Origin of the sequence: Rhizobium deserti, from assembly GCF_004358025.1 — a bacterium.
GTDB lineage: Bacteria > Pseudomonadota > Alphaproteobacteria > Rhizobiales > Rhizobiaceae > Neorhizobium > Neorhizobium deserti.
In genome coordinates, this window is record NZ_SMTL01000006.1 from 193,839 (window position 1) to 208,059 (window position 14,221).

A 14,221-nucleotide genomic window follows, 5' to 3' on the forward strand; every position below is an offset into this window, starting at 1 on the left:
CGGGAGGGTTAGCATATGTCCCTGCTGCAATTCGACGATTATGAGATCGATATAGAACAGAGGCGGCTGACCGAACGCGGACAGCCGCTAAGGCTCGGCGGAAGGGCGTTCGATATTCTCTCCACACTTGTGTCCCGCGCCGGGGAGGTGATCTCCAAGGAAGAACTGATTAGTCTTGTCTGGCCGACGACGACGGTCGAGGAGGGGTCGCTTAGGGTTCACCTGGTGTCTCTCCGGAAGACGTTGGGCGACCGGGCAAAGCATTACATCGAGACCATACCCGGCCGTGGATACGTGTTCGCCGGGCGCGTGCGCCCACTGGCGCGCAGCGAGGAAGTTCGGGAACCGGACACCGCCGTCGCGATCGACTTGATGAGCGCCCTCCCCCGCATTCCGAGAAAGCTAGTCGGAAGAGACGAATTTATCGCTTCAACCCTGGAGCTACTCAAGACGGCCCGCCTTCTGACCATCGCAGGACCGGGAGGTATCGGAAAGACATCCGTAGCGGTTGTTTGCGCGCACGCCCTCTCCGCAAGCAGGCGAATCGTCTTCGTCGACCTCGCCGCGGTGTCAGAAGGAGAGAAGCTTCTTCCGAGACTTGCAAGCCAGCTCGGACTAGATACGTTCGGCGAAGATATCTTACCCGGCATTCTGGCGGAGCTGTCGAAGACACAGACGCTGCTGCTCTTCGACAGCTGCGAACGCATAGTGGACGCCGCCGCGAATACCGCGGAGGCGCTGTTGCGCGCGTCTCCCACTACGCAAGTCCTCGCGACCAGCCGGGAGGCCTTGAGGGCATCGATGGAAAGGGTGCGGCAACTTTCACCGCTGGGGTATCCGATAGACGGACGGGCGTCGCCGAACCCGCGGGAATATCCAGGCGTCGAACTGTTCCTCTCTCTCGCCGCTCTTGCCGGCGACAGCATCGACCTAACGGAGCGCTACAACCTCGAACTCGCCGCAGATATCGTCCGCAGACTCGACGGAATACCGCTTGCGATCGAGCTTGCCGCGGCGCGCTCGTTCGACATGGATCTAGCCACACTTCACCGCTCGGTGGCCGATCCAATCTCGGTGCTAAGGCGGGGCCGCAGGACCGCGCCACCGCGACAGCATACACTTCGCGCAACCATAGAGTGGAGCTATTCTACGCTCTCCGACAACGAGCGGGAACTTCTTCAGCGTCTTTCGGTGTTTGCAGGGACATTTTCGCCGGAGGCGGCCATGGCCGTCGCGGGAAGCGACGAACACGCGGAGGATTTCCACGAAGCCTTCGATGGGCTGTTTCTCAAGTCTCTGCTGGTGGTGACCCAACAGGGCGGGACGTTCAGACTGCTTGGAGCGACGAGGGACTATGCCCGCGAGAAGCTGGCTCAAGCCGAATTCGCAACCTCGTGCCACTATTCCCACGCGGTATACTGCCTTGATCGGACCCGCATTGCTGAACTTGAGTGGCCGACGACCGATCCGGCGAAATGGCGTTTACTGAACAGCGACCTGGTTCACGATCTACGCGCGGCATTGCTTTGGGCGTTTCGCGACGGCGGCAACGAAGAATTGGGAATACAGCTGACGGCGGCCTCGGATACGATCTGGGTGCAGTTCGGTCTGATCGCCGAACAACTGGACATTGCTGAGCGAGCTTTGAGGTTATTCGAAAGGCGGGGAGTAGCTGATACCGCCCTCGAGATGAAGCTCCGGATGTCCTACGGAAGCGCGCTGTACCACACCAAGTCCATAGAGAGAAACGCGGACGTCATCGCGGAGTATTACAAAGTTCTCGGCATAGCCGTAGCCGAAAAAAGCAGCACCAAGCTCATAAGGGCGATTGTTGGAATCACGGCAATCCAGACGTCAAACGGCGACTATCAGGGGGCGATCGACCTCGTAAACAGCTTCGATGGTGAGTTCGACACCATCGCGCCACAGGCTCGGAGCCGCCTACTAAATCACAACTACCATTATGTAGGCGATTTCAACAGAGCCATGAAACATGCACGGGTTGCTCTGGGTACGCAGTGCAATAGCATTGGCTCCCAGCCGAATAGCGGCAGCAGCTTCGATCCACGAATCACCACTCTGTGCACGGTGGTCAAGACGCATTGGATCCAGGGGCGCTACTCCGCGGCAAGGACCGCGCTTAACGAGACCTTGGAAGAAACGATAGCCCGCGACCACGCTATATCGACCTGCCTTTTTCTCGCGGCTTCCGCCTGCCCGACGGCACTTGGCCTCAGCGACGCCGACCTCGGCGCGCGGCTGCTCGATATCCTCCGAGAGGTTTCGACAAAGAACTCGCTACTCAGATGGCGCGAGTGGGGGAGCGGTTATGAAAGCGTCCTGGCGGCTTTACGCACCCAAGACCGGTCGTTATTCGAGCGCGCCATGAGCAGGGTGAAGGGAGCGCCCTTCGAAAATTCCATCGTGATGGCCGGGCGGCTTGCCGACGATGCGACTCTGCAACGGATTGATCCTTTGAGAAGCTGGTGCGGCTCGGAAACGTTGCGTCTGAGGGGCGAATTGGCGATGCCGCGCTCGCCCGAGCAGGGGCGCGATTTGCTCATGGCCGGCTACGACCTCGCGGTCAGCCAGGCGGGAACGACCTTCGAGCTCCGATGCGCGACCAGCATTCTATGGCACTCTCCCTCCGATCGGCGGGAGAGTGCCAGAAGCAGGCTCTATAAAGTGCTCGATACCGTGGAATACGATGAGAGCGTCGAAGACGTCGCCGCAGCCAAAGCCTTGCTCTGAGGCGCGCACCTGCCGGCGGTCAGGTTCGTCGACCTGACTCGAAGAGGAACCAGACACGGCCCTCGGCTTCGTTGATCCATCCTTCGACAAGGCTTGTAGTTGCAAAATCCCGGTGTTCGGCGGTCAGCTCGTGGACCTCGCGCATGACCTGGATCAGCTGCTCGTTGTCGCTCTTGAGTTCGGCAAGCATGTCCTCGGGAGTGACAAAATCGGCGTCGTTGTCCGGAAGGCGCTGCAGACGGGCAATATGGCCGACAGAGCGCAGGGTCGTGCCGCCGACCTTGCGCGCTCGCTCGGCGATGGCGTCGGTCATCGCGATCAGTTCGTCCCCTTGATCATCGAGCATGAGATGGAAGTCGCGAAAGTGCGGCCCTTAGAGGTGCCAATGGAAGTTCTTTGTCTTGAGATACAAGGCAAAGACATCGGCAAGCATGGCGGTGAGCGCTGCGGCGATGCCGGTGCGGGCGTCGCTTCCTAGATCGGTGGGGGTAGTAAGCGGCGCCATGCGAATGTCGTGGCGGGGACGTGGTCCATGATATGCTCCATCGGATAGTGGCCAACGGAAGGCCGGTGAAGATTTCGCCCCGTGCTTTGGCGAGATTGCCCCCGACCCGACGCGGATTCTTGGACAATCGAGCCTTAGCTACCCACACCTTTGTATGACTCGCAAACCTCTGCGGCCCGACTTAGCTCAATAGCAGGGTTCAACGATCGAGCGGACGGCCCCCCTGTTCAACGGTAGCCTTCGGACTCTCTTCCGAAGCCGCGAGCCCCTGTGTGGGCCGCCATAGACCGCCCCGCGACATCCGGGGCGGTCTTTTGCAATTTATCGGAAGCAGATCTTTCCGGAGCTGCGACGGTCAACAAACACTTCGCTTTAGCCTTCCAGGCAAACTCCGATCCGCGCAGCTGATCGTCTACGGCGCCTTCGCCGCCGATCTTTTCATGGCCGCCTTCAATCATCGTGCTGTGGAGTCCTGCGTCTATGCCCAGCGAGGCCGTCCATTCGCTGATCGACGCCAGCACAGAGGACCCCGCGAGACGGTACGATGTACGTCGCGATTGTCCTGATCCTCGCATTGACGTCGTTCAAGCTGACGTCTGGAAGCAGGCCGCTGTTGATCGGGCTCCCGGCAGATGAAGGCCTGGTCACAGCCAACTTTTCCGATGTGCACGCCCAGGCCGTCATGACGATCAATGGCATGGCCAGCGTTCACCCAGCACCTGGCCGACTTCCGGTCGCCCCTAGTATCTGGTTCTACGACGGCCTGTCGAAAAAGGGTGTCGAGGCCGAGATCGAAGGCATTGGAGAGGATTGTACAAGACGTATCCAGAGATCGACGCTGTTTTCATCAAACAGAGACCCCCGCGCGATACGCGGGCAATTTACGGCGAGGCCCTTCGATCACGACGCTCCTGCGGCCGCTGAGGGACCCCGCGATCGCAGAGGCAGCCGCCTGGAGCGAGCGGGAACAGATTTGATGTATTGGATAGCGGAGATCGAATATGCAGGATAAGCGTCCGGAAGGAATTAAGCGCTACGACGACCCGGCAGGCGGTTGGGGTGCGCTAAAGGCGGTTGCCAAGACCCTGGCCCATCAGCAGGTGGTCGCTCAGGGGGCCGCGACGCTGCTCAAGGCGAACCAGCCGGACGGTTTCGATTGCCCGGGTTGCGCCTGGCCCGACCCCAAGCATACATCGTCATTCGAGTTCTGCGAGAACGGCGCAAAGGCCATTACCTGGGAATCCACCGCTCGCCGCGTCGGCCCGGACTTTTTCGAAGACAACACCGTGGCACAGCTCTGGACCTGGACCGATCACAAGCTCGAAGACGCGGGAAGGATGACGACGCCACTTTTATACAACCGGAGCCGCGGCCGCTACGAGGCCATCGCGTGGGAAGACGCGCTCGATCTAATCGCGTCCGAACTCAACAAGCTGCCCGATCCGAACATGGCCGAGTTCTATACTTCCGGCCGGGCCTCGAACGAAGCGGCCTTCATGTATCAGCTCTTCGTTCGCGCCTTCGGGACCAACAACTTCCCGGACTGCTCGAACATGTGCCACGAGGCCACTAGCGTCGGGTTGCCAAAGTCAATTGGAGTCGGCAAGGGAACGGTGACGCTCGAGGACTTCGATCATTGCGACGCGATCTTCTCTTTTGGCCACAATCCGGGCACCAACCATCCGCGAATGATGACGACACTGCACGAAGCATCGCGCAGAGGCGTGCCGATCGTCGCTTTCAACCCTCTCAAGGAGCGCGCGCTCGAGCGGTTCGCTGCGCCACAGAACCCAGTCGAGATGCTGACCCTGTCGTCGACGCCGATAGCGTCCTCCTACAACCAGCTACGCGTCGGCGGGGACATCGCGACCCTCAAGGGCTTGATGAAAATGGTGTTCGAGCGCGACGATGCGAGCATTCACGGTGGCGGTCCGGGCGTGCTGGACCGCGCGTTCATCGCCGAACATACGGTCGGGTTCGAAGACCTCAGAAAAGAGGTCGAGGTCACCTCGTGGGATAGCATCCTGGATGTCTCCGGACTTTCGCTGGAGGCGTTCGAGAGTGCGGCTGACGTCTACATCCGTGCCAACAGCGTCATCGTCTGCTACGGAATGGGGCTGACCCAACACGAAAACGGCACGGCGAACGTCCAGCAGCTCGCGAATTTCATGATGCTACGCGGCAACCTGGGTCGGAAGGGGGCCGGTATCTGTCCGGTTCGCGGGCACTCGAACGTCCAGGGCGACCGTACCGTCGGCATCACGGAAATTCCAAACGTTGCCCTCTTGGACGGAATGGAGAAAGCATTCGGCTTTCGGCCGTCAGGCGATAAGGGGCACAACGCCATCGAAACGATCGAAGCGATCGCCGACGGTCGCTCCAAAGCGCTCGTCTGCCTCGGCGGAAATCTCGCTGTCGCCATGGCCGATCCGGACGCGACCTTCGCGGCGATGCGCAAGCTCGATCTGGCCGTTCACATCGCACGGCTCCGAGTACCTTCTTCAGGCACTCCCGGAGACAATCCTGTTTCTCACCGCGGCCCAAACGGACGAAGGTGCCGATGCGACGGACTTCGACCACGATGAACAGGACGACTATCTGGTTGAGTCCCTTATGGAGACGTTTCCGGCAAGTGATCCAATCTCCCCCGGCCATGTCACCCACTGAAGTCGGCCCGGTTCCGGCCTCTGTGCCGACACCGGGTATGTCTCCCTCAAGGGTAGCCATAACCTAGCCGACAGCGCCCCCCTTGAGAGCCGGGTCCCTGGCGTCGAACTTCCGCTGGGACGCCTCCACCTCATCAAGGTGCTCCTCGGCCCAGTCGTGAAGGGCCTTGAACGGTTCGCTGAGCGTATAGCCGAGAGGGGTTGTCGAGTACTCTACCCCGATGGGTGCGGTATCCAGGATAGTTCGCGCGACCAGACCATTCCGCTCGAGCTTCCTCAGACAGACAGTGAGCGTCTTTTGGGTCATTCCATCCACCTCACGGAGGATGGCGTTGAACCGGGCTTTGCCGCCTCCCGAACAGAGCGCGCCCAGGACCAGGATGGTCCATTTGTCGGCGACCTGATCGAGCAGGATCCTGTTGGGATAGAACGGTTTCTCGCTTGGCATAGGTTCCCTCGGCGAAATCTAGTCACCTGATAGTGCGTTATTTACACTAGATATCGATCTGATACCAGTTCTCCAGATATTGATCGTAGGAGATTTCGAATGCACGGAAACAGCAAGATAGACACGGCAAGCGCCGTCCACTGGCAGGTTGGGGAAGCGGTGATGACATCGCTGTCTGACGGATATGTCCAGCTCGAGCTCGGCACCTTTTTGAAGAATCTCCCTCTTGAGGACGGCGTCGCTATCCAGCGGAGGGCGCTGCGCGGCGCCGACTTCCTGCTCGAGATCAATACTTATCTCGTGCGCAGCGACAGACACGGGCCGATCCTCATAGACTGCGGCCTGGGCTCCGGTGTGACCCCGACTGCAGGACGGGTGGCTCAAGCGCTGTCGTTTGTCGGCCTGGAGCCCAAGGACATCGAAACCGTCCTGCTTACCCATCTCCACGGCGATCACGTCTTTGGACTCGTAGACGTCGACGGCAAAGCAGTGTTCGAGAATGCAACGGTCGTGTTACATCGCGCCGAAGCCAATTACTGGCTTGAGCAGGACCTTGATCTCTTGGCGGATCGGCAGGGAGCGGAAGGTGCAAGGCGCGCGCTGCTGCCCTACGCCGATAGAATCGTGTTCCGGGAAAGCGGTGAGGTCGCGCCGGGCATCGAGATGGTACCTCTGCCGGGACACACGCCCGGCCATGCCGGCTACCGGGTTGGCAACGGCTCCCAATCGATACTGGTGTGGGGTGATATCGTCGGGCTTCCGCATGTCCAGAGCCAATGTCCGGAAGCGGGGTTCCTCACCGACTACGACGGCGCGATGGCCGTCGAAACGAGAAGGATAGTTCTTGGAATGGCGGCCGACGAGGGCCTGACCGTCGCGGGGATGCACATCGAATATCCGGGCGTTGCGAACGTCATCAGGGACGGAAGCGGGTTCAGACTCGTGCCGGCGCAGTGGATCGCGCATCAGTAGAGATTTGTAGAGCGGGTTTCGGAGCCGGAAATGACGCGACCGCGATGTTCCTGGCTCCGTCGGGGCGAAATAATGCAATCTGCATTGTCTACTCCGATGCATTCCTTCTCGGCGACTTACTCATCCGATGAAGAAAAGCATGATCCAGCAGCTCTTATGGAACCCCCTATTCCAATTCGCGGTCCTTGTTCTGGCGACGGTCACTGTTCGCGTCGTTCTCGGGCGGAATCCCACGATCAGGTTCATCGTCAGCGTCTGCTTCTTTGCTCTTCTGACCGTCACGGTGCTTTCCAACGGTATAACGCCCTATTCTCCCGACAGCGGCGGCGACGTGCTGTCCCGGCGGATCACGGCCGGATTCCTCAAGGCCGTGTGGTGGATCGGTGGAGCTGTGGTCCTTGTCAGCTCCGTCCGGCTTTTCCTCATCTTCGAGAACAAGCCGCGCGAGGGACGCCTTGCCCAGGACCTGGTCGTTGGCGTCATATACCTTGGAGCGGGATTGGCGTTGATAGCGAATGTCTTCAGCCTCCCGATCGGTACGCTGATTGCGACGTCGGGCGCTTTCGCGATCGTGCTCGGTCTCGCGCTGCAGAGCACCCTCAACGACGTCTTCTCCGGCGTCGCCCTCAACCTCGGACGCCCCTATGCCGTCGGTGATTGGATTATCCTCGAGGGCGGGTTTCAGGGGCGTGTCGTCGAGACGAACTGGAGGTCGACCCATCTCGTCAACGGCACTGGGGATCTCGTCGTATTGCCTAACAGCACGCTGGCCAAGTCGCGGCTCGTGAACCTGACGCGACCGGATGAAACGCATGGCGCATCGATAATGGTGCGTTTCCTGCCGACCCGCACGCCTGCCGCCATGGAGGAGACGATGCGAACCGTCCTGCTGAGCAGCGTTTCGATCGTCAAGACGCCGCCGCCTTCCGCGCTCGTCGTCGGCATCGACAGCCAGGCGATCGAGATCGAGTTGTCGTTCAAGGTGTTGGGCTTTGCCTTGGCGGGCGTGGCCAAGAGCGAGATCTTCGATCTTGTCTACCGCCATGCCAAGGCGACCGGGCTCAAGATGGCGGGGCCACGTGACGTTGCCGTACCCTATCCGGAGGCGGCATCGGAGAGCCAGTCCGCAAAGCATCCCGGCACGCCGTGGCGGCTGCTGGAGTCTATTTCCCTGTTCGCCACGCTGACCGACGACGAGAAGGATGCCCTCGCCTCTTCCATGACCAGGCGGACATATCGGAAAAACGCAATAATCGCCTCACAAGGCAGCAAACTGTCCTCGCTTATGATCATGAGGACCGGCGTCGCCTCGGTCGAGCACACCGAGAACGATGTACGGGCTGAACTGGCGCGCCTAGCGCCGGGCGACCTTTTCGGTGAGCGCGGCGTGCTCGTCGATGCCGTCGAAGCCGGAGACACGAGGGCGCTGACCTTTGTGGTGATCTACGAGATTTCCAAGGAAGACCTCGCCGCAGTCATGCGTGACCGCCCTGCCCTGGCGGAAGAACTCGGAGTGCTGCTTGCGCGGAGAATGGAAGACGAGGAACACCTGACGAGCGCGAATTCCCTCATGCACGTGCCGCATCCGGATACGCTGGCTTCCCGTATACGGAGGCTTTTCGAAATCCCGCGGGAAACCGAATTGACGTAGCGGCCGCCGCCTCTGCGACGGCCGCTACGTCGTCATTTTACTTGACGTTCCCGAAGAGCATGTTCAGGCCTTCGGTGATCGTCGGATGGGCAAAAATGCCATCCCGGAGGGCCGTGAACGGGAGTTGGCCGAGCATCGTCATCTGTACGACGCTCATGACCTCCCCGGCGTTGACCCCCAGCATGCTGAAACCGAGGATCTGATCGGTATCCTTCGCGACGAGTGCTTTCATGAAGCCTTTTCTTTGTGAAAGGGTTCGGGCGCGGGGCACGACGTCCATGGGCAGCCGTGCTGTCCGGTACTGGATCCCTTGAGAAAGTGCTTCGCTTTCATTGAGGCCCACACGGGCGAACTCGGGATCGATGAAAACGCAGTACGGGATGATGCGCCCTTGAGTCGTTCGGTCGCCGCCCTTGAGCTGGCTCGCGACAATCCGGTAGTCGTCGAGCGAGGCGTGGGTGAACATGGGCGTTCCCGCGACCTCGCCCATGGCCCATACGTCTTGGGCGGTCGTCCTGAGATGTTTATCGACCTTGATAAAGCCCCTGGCATCCAGCTCGACTCCCGCGAGCTCAAGACCGATTCCTTCCGTGCGCGGCCGTCGGCCTGCCGCGACCAAGAGGTGCGATCCTTCGAAATGACGTCCGTCCGCTGTCTCGACGCTGACTGACTGGCCTGACCTCCCTGTCACGGTCGTTCCCTTGCAGCCGAGGGCGATTTTGACGTCTTCGCCCTGCAGTACGTCCAGCAAGGCGGAACTCACGTCCTCGTCTTCCCGCGGCGCGAGACGCTCGCCGCTTTCGATGATCGTAACCTCGGCACCAAGCCGCCTGAAGGCCTGCCCGAGTTCCATTCCGATGTAACCGCCGCCAAGGACGAGGAGATGTGTCGGCATGTCACCGAGCTGGAGCGCCTCGACGTGGGTGATCGGGTTGGCTTTCGCCAGACCCGGAACATCCGGTACGGTGGCCGTTGTACCGAGATTGATGTAGACTTTGTCGGCCGTCAACGTTCTGACGCCGTTCCCCGTTTCCACGGCTATCGTCTTTGGCGAGACGAAGCGGCCCCACCCGATCACGAGCTCGAGGCCGCTCGCGTCGAACCCTGACTGATTGAACGCGACCATCTCGGCGACGACCCCGGCCGTGCGGTTGCGGACGAGGTCTAGACTGGTTCGAACGTTGTCCGCTTGCGTACCGAACTCGGCCGCGCGGCGGGTCGCGTGGGCGAATTCCGCGCTACGGATAAGGGTCTTGCTCGGGATGCATGCGATGTTGATACAGGAGCCACCGATAAGTCCCGCCTCGACGACGGCTACGCGTTTCCCAGCCTTTGCCTGGTCCATCGCCAGCGTCTTGCCTGCTTTGCCGCCTCCGAAGACGAGGATGTCGAAGGATTCTACTTGTGCCATTTTCAGTTTCTCCTTGAGGTTTCACTTCTTTCCGATGAAACCACTCGAAGACACTATCTGATTGTAGAATCGAGCTTATCGCGGTGCTCTGGAGTCCTTAACATCGCTTTCCTTCACGGCTCGCAGCGTTGCTCCAGCTGTTGCGGACGTAGTCGGGACGTCTACGACCTCCGTGTCACAAATAGCGAGAGGCGGATATTGAACGGGAACGGAAGCCGGTCCGCCTCTACCTCGTTACTGACCGATGCACGACGCTCGGCTACTGCCACATGTCGGAACGTCACGATCGGATATTTTCCGTGTAGGAGGATATGGCATCGCCGGGTACAGAGTCTTCCCTCCACGATCGATGCCTGTCCTCAACACCGTCTTAAAGTCAACGCAGGCCAGGAGCCGATACCCGTTTCCGGATCCGGCGTGATGTTGGGCGAGACAAGTTGGCGGAAAGGCGTCTAGAGCGGCGCGCCACCTGCGAGGGGTCGACCGCCGGCCTGGGTGGCAGGCCGCGCATTCTCCCGAAGGATTTATTTCGAACCGGCGGCCACCGAAGGAGCACCGTCGGCCCAATCCTGACGGGCGGGCGCAAAGAAATCGATGTCGATCGTGTCTTCGGTGCAGTGGAATTCATGTGGGACGTTCGGCGGGATGACCAGCACGGTGCCCGCCGTCAAAATGAACCTCTTACCCTGCGAGGATACCTCGCAACGGCCCTCGGTGATCCATGTGATCTGTTCGTTTGCATGATGGTGTAGCGGAAAAACGCCGCCCTTTTTAACCGTCCACTTGACGATGGTGGATTGCACGCCGCTCAGGTACTGCCGCTGGACCAGCGGAGAGATCTGCTCTTTAGGCTGGGCTTCCAGATCATAGAGCTGCGGCAGAGCCGCCGTATGCATGCTGACGGACGGGACTATGCCCTGTCCGGGCGTTTCCGAGATAGCACCGTCCGAGGTAACTGTCGGGGCAGGCATATCCTGCGCGTTGGCGTAAGAAGACGTGCCCATCAGGGCGAAGGCTAGGATCATCCTCAGCATTAGTGTTCCAATCTTAGGTTGGAGATCGGCGCGTTGTCGCTCAGTCGGTGTCGAATGTGCTCGTCCCGATGCCGCGGTTCTCGGAAAATCCGGGCGCGCCAGAGACGCACGCCGAGTTTTGTGGCTGTGTCGCCAGGCGGTCAGCGCCGGAAGTCATTTTCCCGATTGGGAAAGAGGCGGCCAGGCAGCGCTATGCGATCGGCATCAGCGCAGAGAACAAAAGTCCTGCGGGCGTGAGATGCTGTGCCATTTTTCCGTGGAGCTGGCCCTCGATGATCATGCGCATCAGCTTGGAGCCCTGGTTCGGCGTGGCTCCACAATCGACCGGCGGGCCGCCGATTTCCCTCCAGGAAAATCCGAGTTCACCATCGCCGAATGTCCACTGCACCAGTATCTGACCCGAGCTAACCGACAGGGACCCGTACTTGAGGGCGTTCGTCGCAAGTTCGTTCGCTAGAAGCCCCAGTGCCGCGGCCATGTTGGAGCTGACCTCGAGATCAGGGCCCTCGACCATCACTCTGGGTAGTGTCGCGTCCTGATAGGGAGACAGGACTGCCGTCAGAACCTCGCCGAGAGGGACGCCGAATTCTCTGTCCATTTCGCCGTCGAGAAGACGATGCACTTCCGCGAGCGTGCGCAATCGGTCAGCAAACTCCTTAGATTGCTCTTCCGGAAGCGAGAGCCTGGCAAGGCCGATCGCGGATGCGTATACGTTCTTGAGACGATGGCGCACGTCGTCGCGCTCCAACTCAAGGCGGGCTCTCGCGCTCTCCAGCGCGGCCAGCCTCACGCACCGTGATATCGCTGCGGTCGTCGCGCTCGCGAGCGTCTGTGCGGCGATTGTCTCGACGATCGTGTCGCGCCCCTCGTAATAGCCCCCGAGGTCGGTTGAGAAGCCGCCGATTCGCGCTAGCAATTGATCTACCGATTTAGGGCAACGTTCGACTGTGCTCTCTGGAACTGTGGCATCGACTGCCTGGTCTCCAGTGTCTACAGAGAGATAATCTACCGCGACTTTGATTGGTGAGGCCAGCCAGTTCGAGGCAAGCAAATCCGAAGACTGTGACCAGACAGGCATGTGTGCCTCGCCTCCAGCCTGTATCATCGAGATGCTCCTGGCAGAGAGGATGCGCCGAGCCGCGTTCCTCGCGATCTCGTTGATCTGGTCACTGTCGTTGGAAGCAGCGATCTGAGCGAGTGCTTCGACAAGGATGGCATAGGGCTGAGGCATCTTGTACACCAAAATCTTCGGGCTTGCCCGCTTGGGTTCTGAATATCTCAAGGGCTAGTTGCTGACCCGTGGCGGGAATAGGACGATTCAGCCCTCCTACACGAGCGGGGTGGTTTCCGCGGGGCTCGGGTTCGAGATGACTCTACTAAGCTGCGAAGCGGAGGAACCTGATTATCCAATATGGATGCGTCTACGGTGGCTACCGCTTCGCCTTCCTAAGGATCCCGCGGAGAGACAAGACATGACGAAACGGACGCCACAGAAAATCAGGAACCTCGCCACGTTCGAGCACCTTTTCGCCGCTTACGGCGAGACCGGAGCGATGGTCTTTTCCGTCGCGGCGCGCATAGGAAGCGTGGTGCCGAAAGCGGAATTCGTAAAGGCGCTATCGACCGTACAGGCGAGGCATCCGCTCCTCCGAGCATCGATCGGCTGGGACGAAGACGGCGTTCACGCGTTCGCGGGGTCAGAAAACCCAATTCCGCTGACTGTGATGTCCGGTCAGGAAATCCAGTGGCACCATGTGGCTCAGGACGAAGTGAACCGACCCTTTAGGGCCGCGGACGGTCCCCTGATTCGCTTGGTGGCATTATCTGGTGCCGCGGAGACCACCGTCGTCCTTACTTTCCATCATAGCGTGGCCGACGGTCAGGCGGCTTTATTCGTGATGCACGAGATGCTGGTAGCCTTGAGCGGCGGCAGGTTCGTCGACACGCCGTCCGCGGACGTCCTGGATGAACGGCTGGGAATGCAACTTCCCCGGTTTCCGCGAAACGCGCGCCGCGACGATGCCGACCCTTTAGCTGCATCGTCCGATCTGTCGCAGGACGCGAGGCCGAAAGCGGCAGTCAAAGTCATCGATCTTCAAGAGGCTTTCACCGAGAAGCTCGTCCATGCGGCCAAGTCCCACGGCGCAACGGTCAATTCGATGCTGACGGCGGCACTGGGACGGGCTCAGATGTCGCTAGACAGCCGCTGGAAGAGGGAGACGTTGCGGGTGATGTCTCCGATAGACTTCAAACCCGTCTTGTCGATCCCCGATCAGGTCGGCGTGTTCCTGTCGATCGCCATTACGCCCTTCGAACAGGGCGAGCGCGAGTTCTGGGCTGAAGCGAATCGCGTCGGACAGCAGATCGATAAGTTTCGGAGCACGGAGATGGCGAGCCGGATCGTGGGCGATCTCGCGAAACGGTTTGCGGACGATGTCAGCTATGACGCGAGCCGTGAACGAATAGTCCGGCAAATCCCGTATGATACCGTGATGACGAATCTCGGCCTTGTTCGTCTTCCAGCCCGCTACGGTGACCTTGCGGTGGAGCGCGTGTGGGCTCCGGTTCTCCGATCAGTTCCGGGAGAGGATGTCATCGCGGCAGCGACCTTCGGGGGCGTTCTCAGCCTTGTTCAAACGAGCGTCGGCGGTACGGAAGGTCTTTTGGACAGAATGGTCGAGATTCTCAACGATTTGTGAGGTAAACCGCCTCTACAAAACGGGCGGCAGCAGCCGCCCGTAGCTGAGTTCCCTCTCAGAAAATGGAGAACCCGTCGACCCGCG

At 60.2% G+C, this 14,221-nt stretch carries 10 protein-coding genes and 2 pseudogenes; 6 read left to right on the forward strand and 6 right to left on the reverse strand.

All coding sequences use genetic code 11. The features are described from left to right. Positions 1-15 precede the first annotated feature (15 nt). Positions 16-2,751 carry an ATP-binding protein gene (locus E2F50_RS19555; RefSeq protein ID WP_133317860.1) on the forward strand — a complete coding sequence of 912 codons (2,736 nt, stop codon included), beginning with the start codon at positions 16-18 and terminating at the stop codon, positions 2,749-2,751. Between the two features lie 19 nt (positions 2,752-2,770). Here the strand turns inward: E2F50_RS19555 and E2F50_RS19560 are convergent. Together E2F50_RS19560 and E2F50_RS19565 are read right to left on the reverse strand one after the other, a co-directional pair. Then, positions 2,771-3,256, reverse strand: a pseudogene (locus E2F50_RS19560) (Dps family protein). Between the two features lie 227 nt (positions 3,257-3,483). Further along, a complete protein-coding gene (locus E2F50_RS19565; RefSeq protein ID WP_133317861.1) occupies positions 3,484-3,777 on the reverse strand; it encodes a hypothetical protein in 294 nt (97 codons plus the stop codon). Positions 3,778-3,800: 23 nt separating this feature from the next. Here E2F50_RS19565 and E2F50_RS19570 point away from each other — a divergent pair, with 23 nt between their 5' ends. Both E2F50_RS19570 and E2F50_RS19575 read left to right on the forward strand, forming a co-directional pair. Further along, positions 3,801-4,268 (forward strand): hypothetical protein, encoded by a 468-nt coding sequence (locus tag E2F50_RS19570; protein ID WP_133317862.1) that lies wholly within the window; start codon positions 3,801-3,803, stop codon positions 4,266-4,268. Beyond that, positions 4,258-5,739, forward strand: a pseudogene (locus E2F50_RS19575) (FdhF/YdeP family oxidoreductase); the annotation flags it as partial. The gene E2F50_RS19570 and the pseudogene E2F50_RS19575, both read left to right, overlap by 11 nt. A 247-nt stretch (positions 5,740-5,986) precedes the next feature. On the opposite strand, the gene E2F50_RS19580 reads toward E2F50_RS19575, so the two are convergent. Then, a complete protein-coding gene (locus tag E2F50_RS19580; RefSeq protein ID WP_133317864.1) occupies positions 5,987-6,370 on the reverse strand; it encodes a winged helix-turn-helix transcriptional regulator in 384 nt (127 codons plus the stop codon). Between the two features lie 99 nt (positions 6,371-6,469). On the opposite strand from E2F50_RS19580, the gene E2F50_RS19585 reads away from it, so the two are divergent. Continuing rightward, positions 6,470-7,342 (forward strand): MBL fold metallo-hydrolase, encoded by an 873-nt coding sequence (locus tag E2F50_RS19585; RefSeq protein ID WP_133317865.1) that lies wholly within the window; start codon positions 6,470-6,472, stop codon positions 7,340-7,342. A 139-nt stretch (positions 7,343-7,481) separates the two neighbouring features. Next, positions 7,482-8,993, forward strand: coding sequence for a mechanosensitive ion channel domain-containing protein (locus E2F50_RS19590; RefSeq protein ID WP_133317866.1), 1,512 nt, complete (start codon positions 7,482-7,484; stop codon positions 8,991-8,993). A 37-nt stretch (positions 8,994-9,030) separates the two neighbouring features. Here the strand turns inward: E2F50_RS19590 and E2F50_RS19595 are convergent, their stop codons facing one another. The 3 genes from E2F50_RS19595 to E2F50_RS19605 all read right to left on the reverse strand — a co-directional run bounded on the left by E2F50_RS19595 (position 9,031) and on the right by E2F50_RS19605 (position 12,669). Beyond that, a complete protein-coding gene (locus E2F50_RS19595) occupies positions 9,031-10,404 on the reverse strand; it encodes a dihydrolipoyl dehydrogenase family protein (protein ID WP_133317867.1) in 1,374 nt (457 codons plus the stop codon). A 524-nt stretch (positions 10,405-10,928) separates the two neighbouring features. Continuing rightward, the gene (locus E2F50_RS19600; RefSeq protein ID WP_133317868.1) at positions 10,929-11,438 is read right to left on the reverse strand and encodes a cupin domain-containing protein; all 510 of its coding nucleotides are present in this window, start codon (positions 11,436-11,438) and stop codon (positions 10,929-10,931) included. Between the two features lie 190 nt (positions 11,439-11,628). After that, on the reverse strand, positions 11,629-12,669 hold the full coding sequence (locus E2F50_RS19605; RefSeq protein WP_245515502.1) for a sensor histidine kinase: 1,041 nt from the start codon (positions 12,667-12,669) through the stop codon (positions 11,629-11,631). A gap of 241 nt (positions 12,670-12,910) precedes the next feature. Between E2F50_RS19605 and E2F50_RS19610 the strand changes: the two genes are divergently transcribed. Further along, positions 12,911-14,137, forward strand: a complete 1,227-nt coding sequence (locus E2F50_RS19610) for a phthiocerol/phthiodiolone dimycocerosyl transferase family protein (RefSeq protein WP_161974258.1) — start codon at positions 12,911-12,913, stop codon at positions 14,135-14,137. The last annotated feature ends 84 nt before the right edge of the window (positions 14,138-14,221 follow it).

Excerpts from the sequence above, each read along its gene's own strand:
- E2F50_RS19605 (WP_245515502.1), bottom strand. The coding sequence starts at position 12,669 with ATGCCTCAGCCCTATGCCATCCTTGTCGAAGCACTCGCTCAGATCGCT.
- E2F50_RS19590 (WP_133317866.1), top strand. The coding sequence starts at position 7,482 with ATGATCCAGCAGCTCTTATGGAACCCCCTATTCCAATTCGCGGTCCTT.
- E2F50_RS19585 (WP_133317865.1), top strand. The coding sequence starts at position 6,470 with ATGCACGGAAACAGCAAGATAGACACGGCAAGCGCCGTCCACTGGCAG.
- E2F50_RS19580 (WP_133317864.1), bottom strand. The coding sequence starts at position 6,370 with ATGCCAAGCGAGAAACCGTTCTATCCCAACAGGATCCTGCTCGATCAG.
- E2F50_RS19595 (WP_133317867.1), bottom strand. The coding sequence starts at position 10,404 with ATGGCACAAGTAGAATCCTTCGACATCCTCGTCTTCGGAGGCGGCAAA.
- E2F50_RS19600 (WP_133317868.1), bottom strand. The coding sequence starts at position 11,438 with ATGCTGAGGATGATCCTAGCCTTCGCCCTGATGGGCACGTCTTCTTAC.
- E2F50_RS19570 (WP_133317862.1), top strand. The coding sequence starts at position 3,801 with ATGTACGTCGCGATTGTCCTGATCCTCGCATTGACGTCGTTCAAGCTG.
- E2F50_RS19610 (WP_161974258.1), top strand. The coding sequence starts at position 12,911 with ATGACGAAACGGACGCCACAGAAAATCAGGAACCTCGCCACGTTCGAG.
- E2F50_RS19555 (WP_133317860.1), top strand. The coding sequence starts at position 16 with ATGTCCCTGCTGCAATTCGACGATTATGAGATCGATATAGAACAGAGG.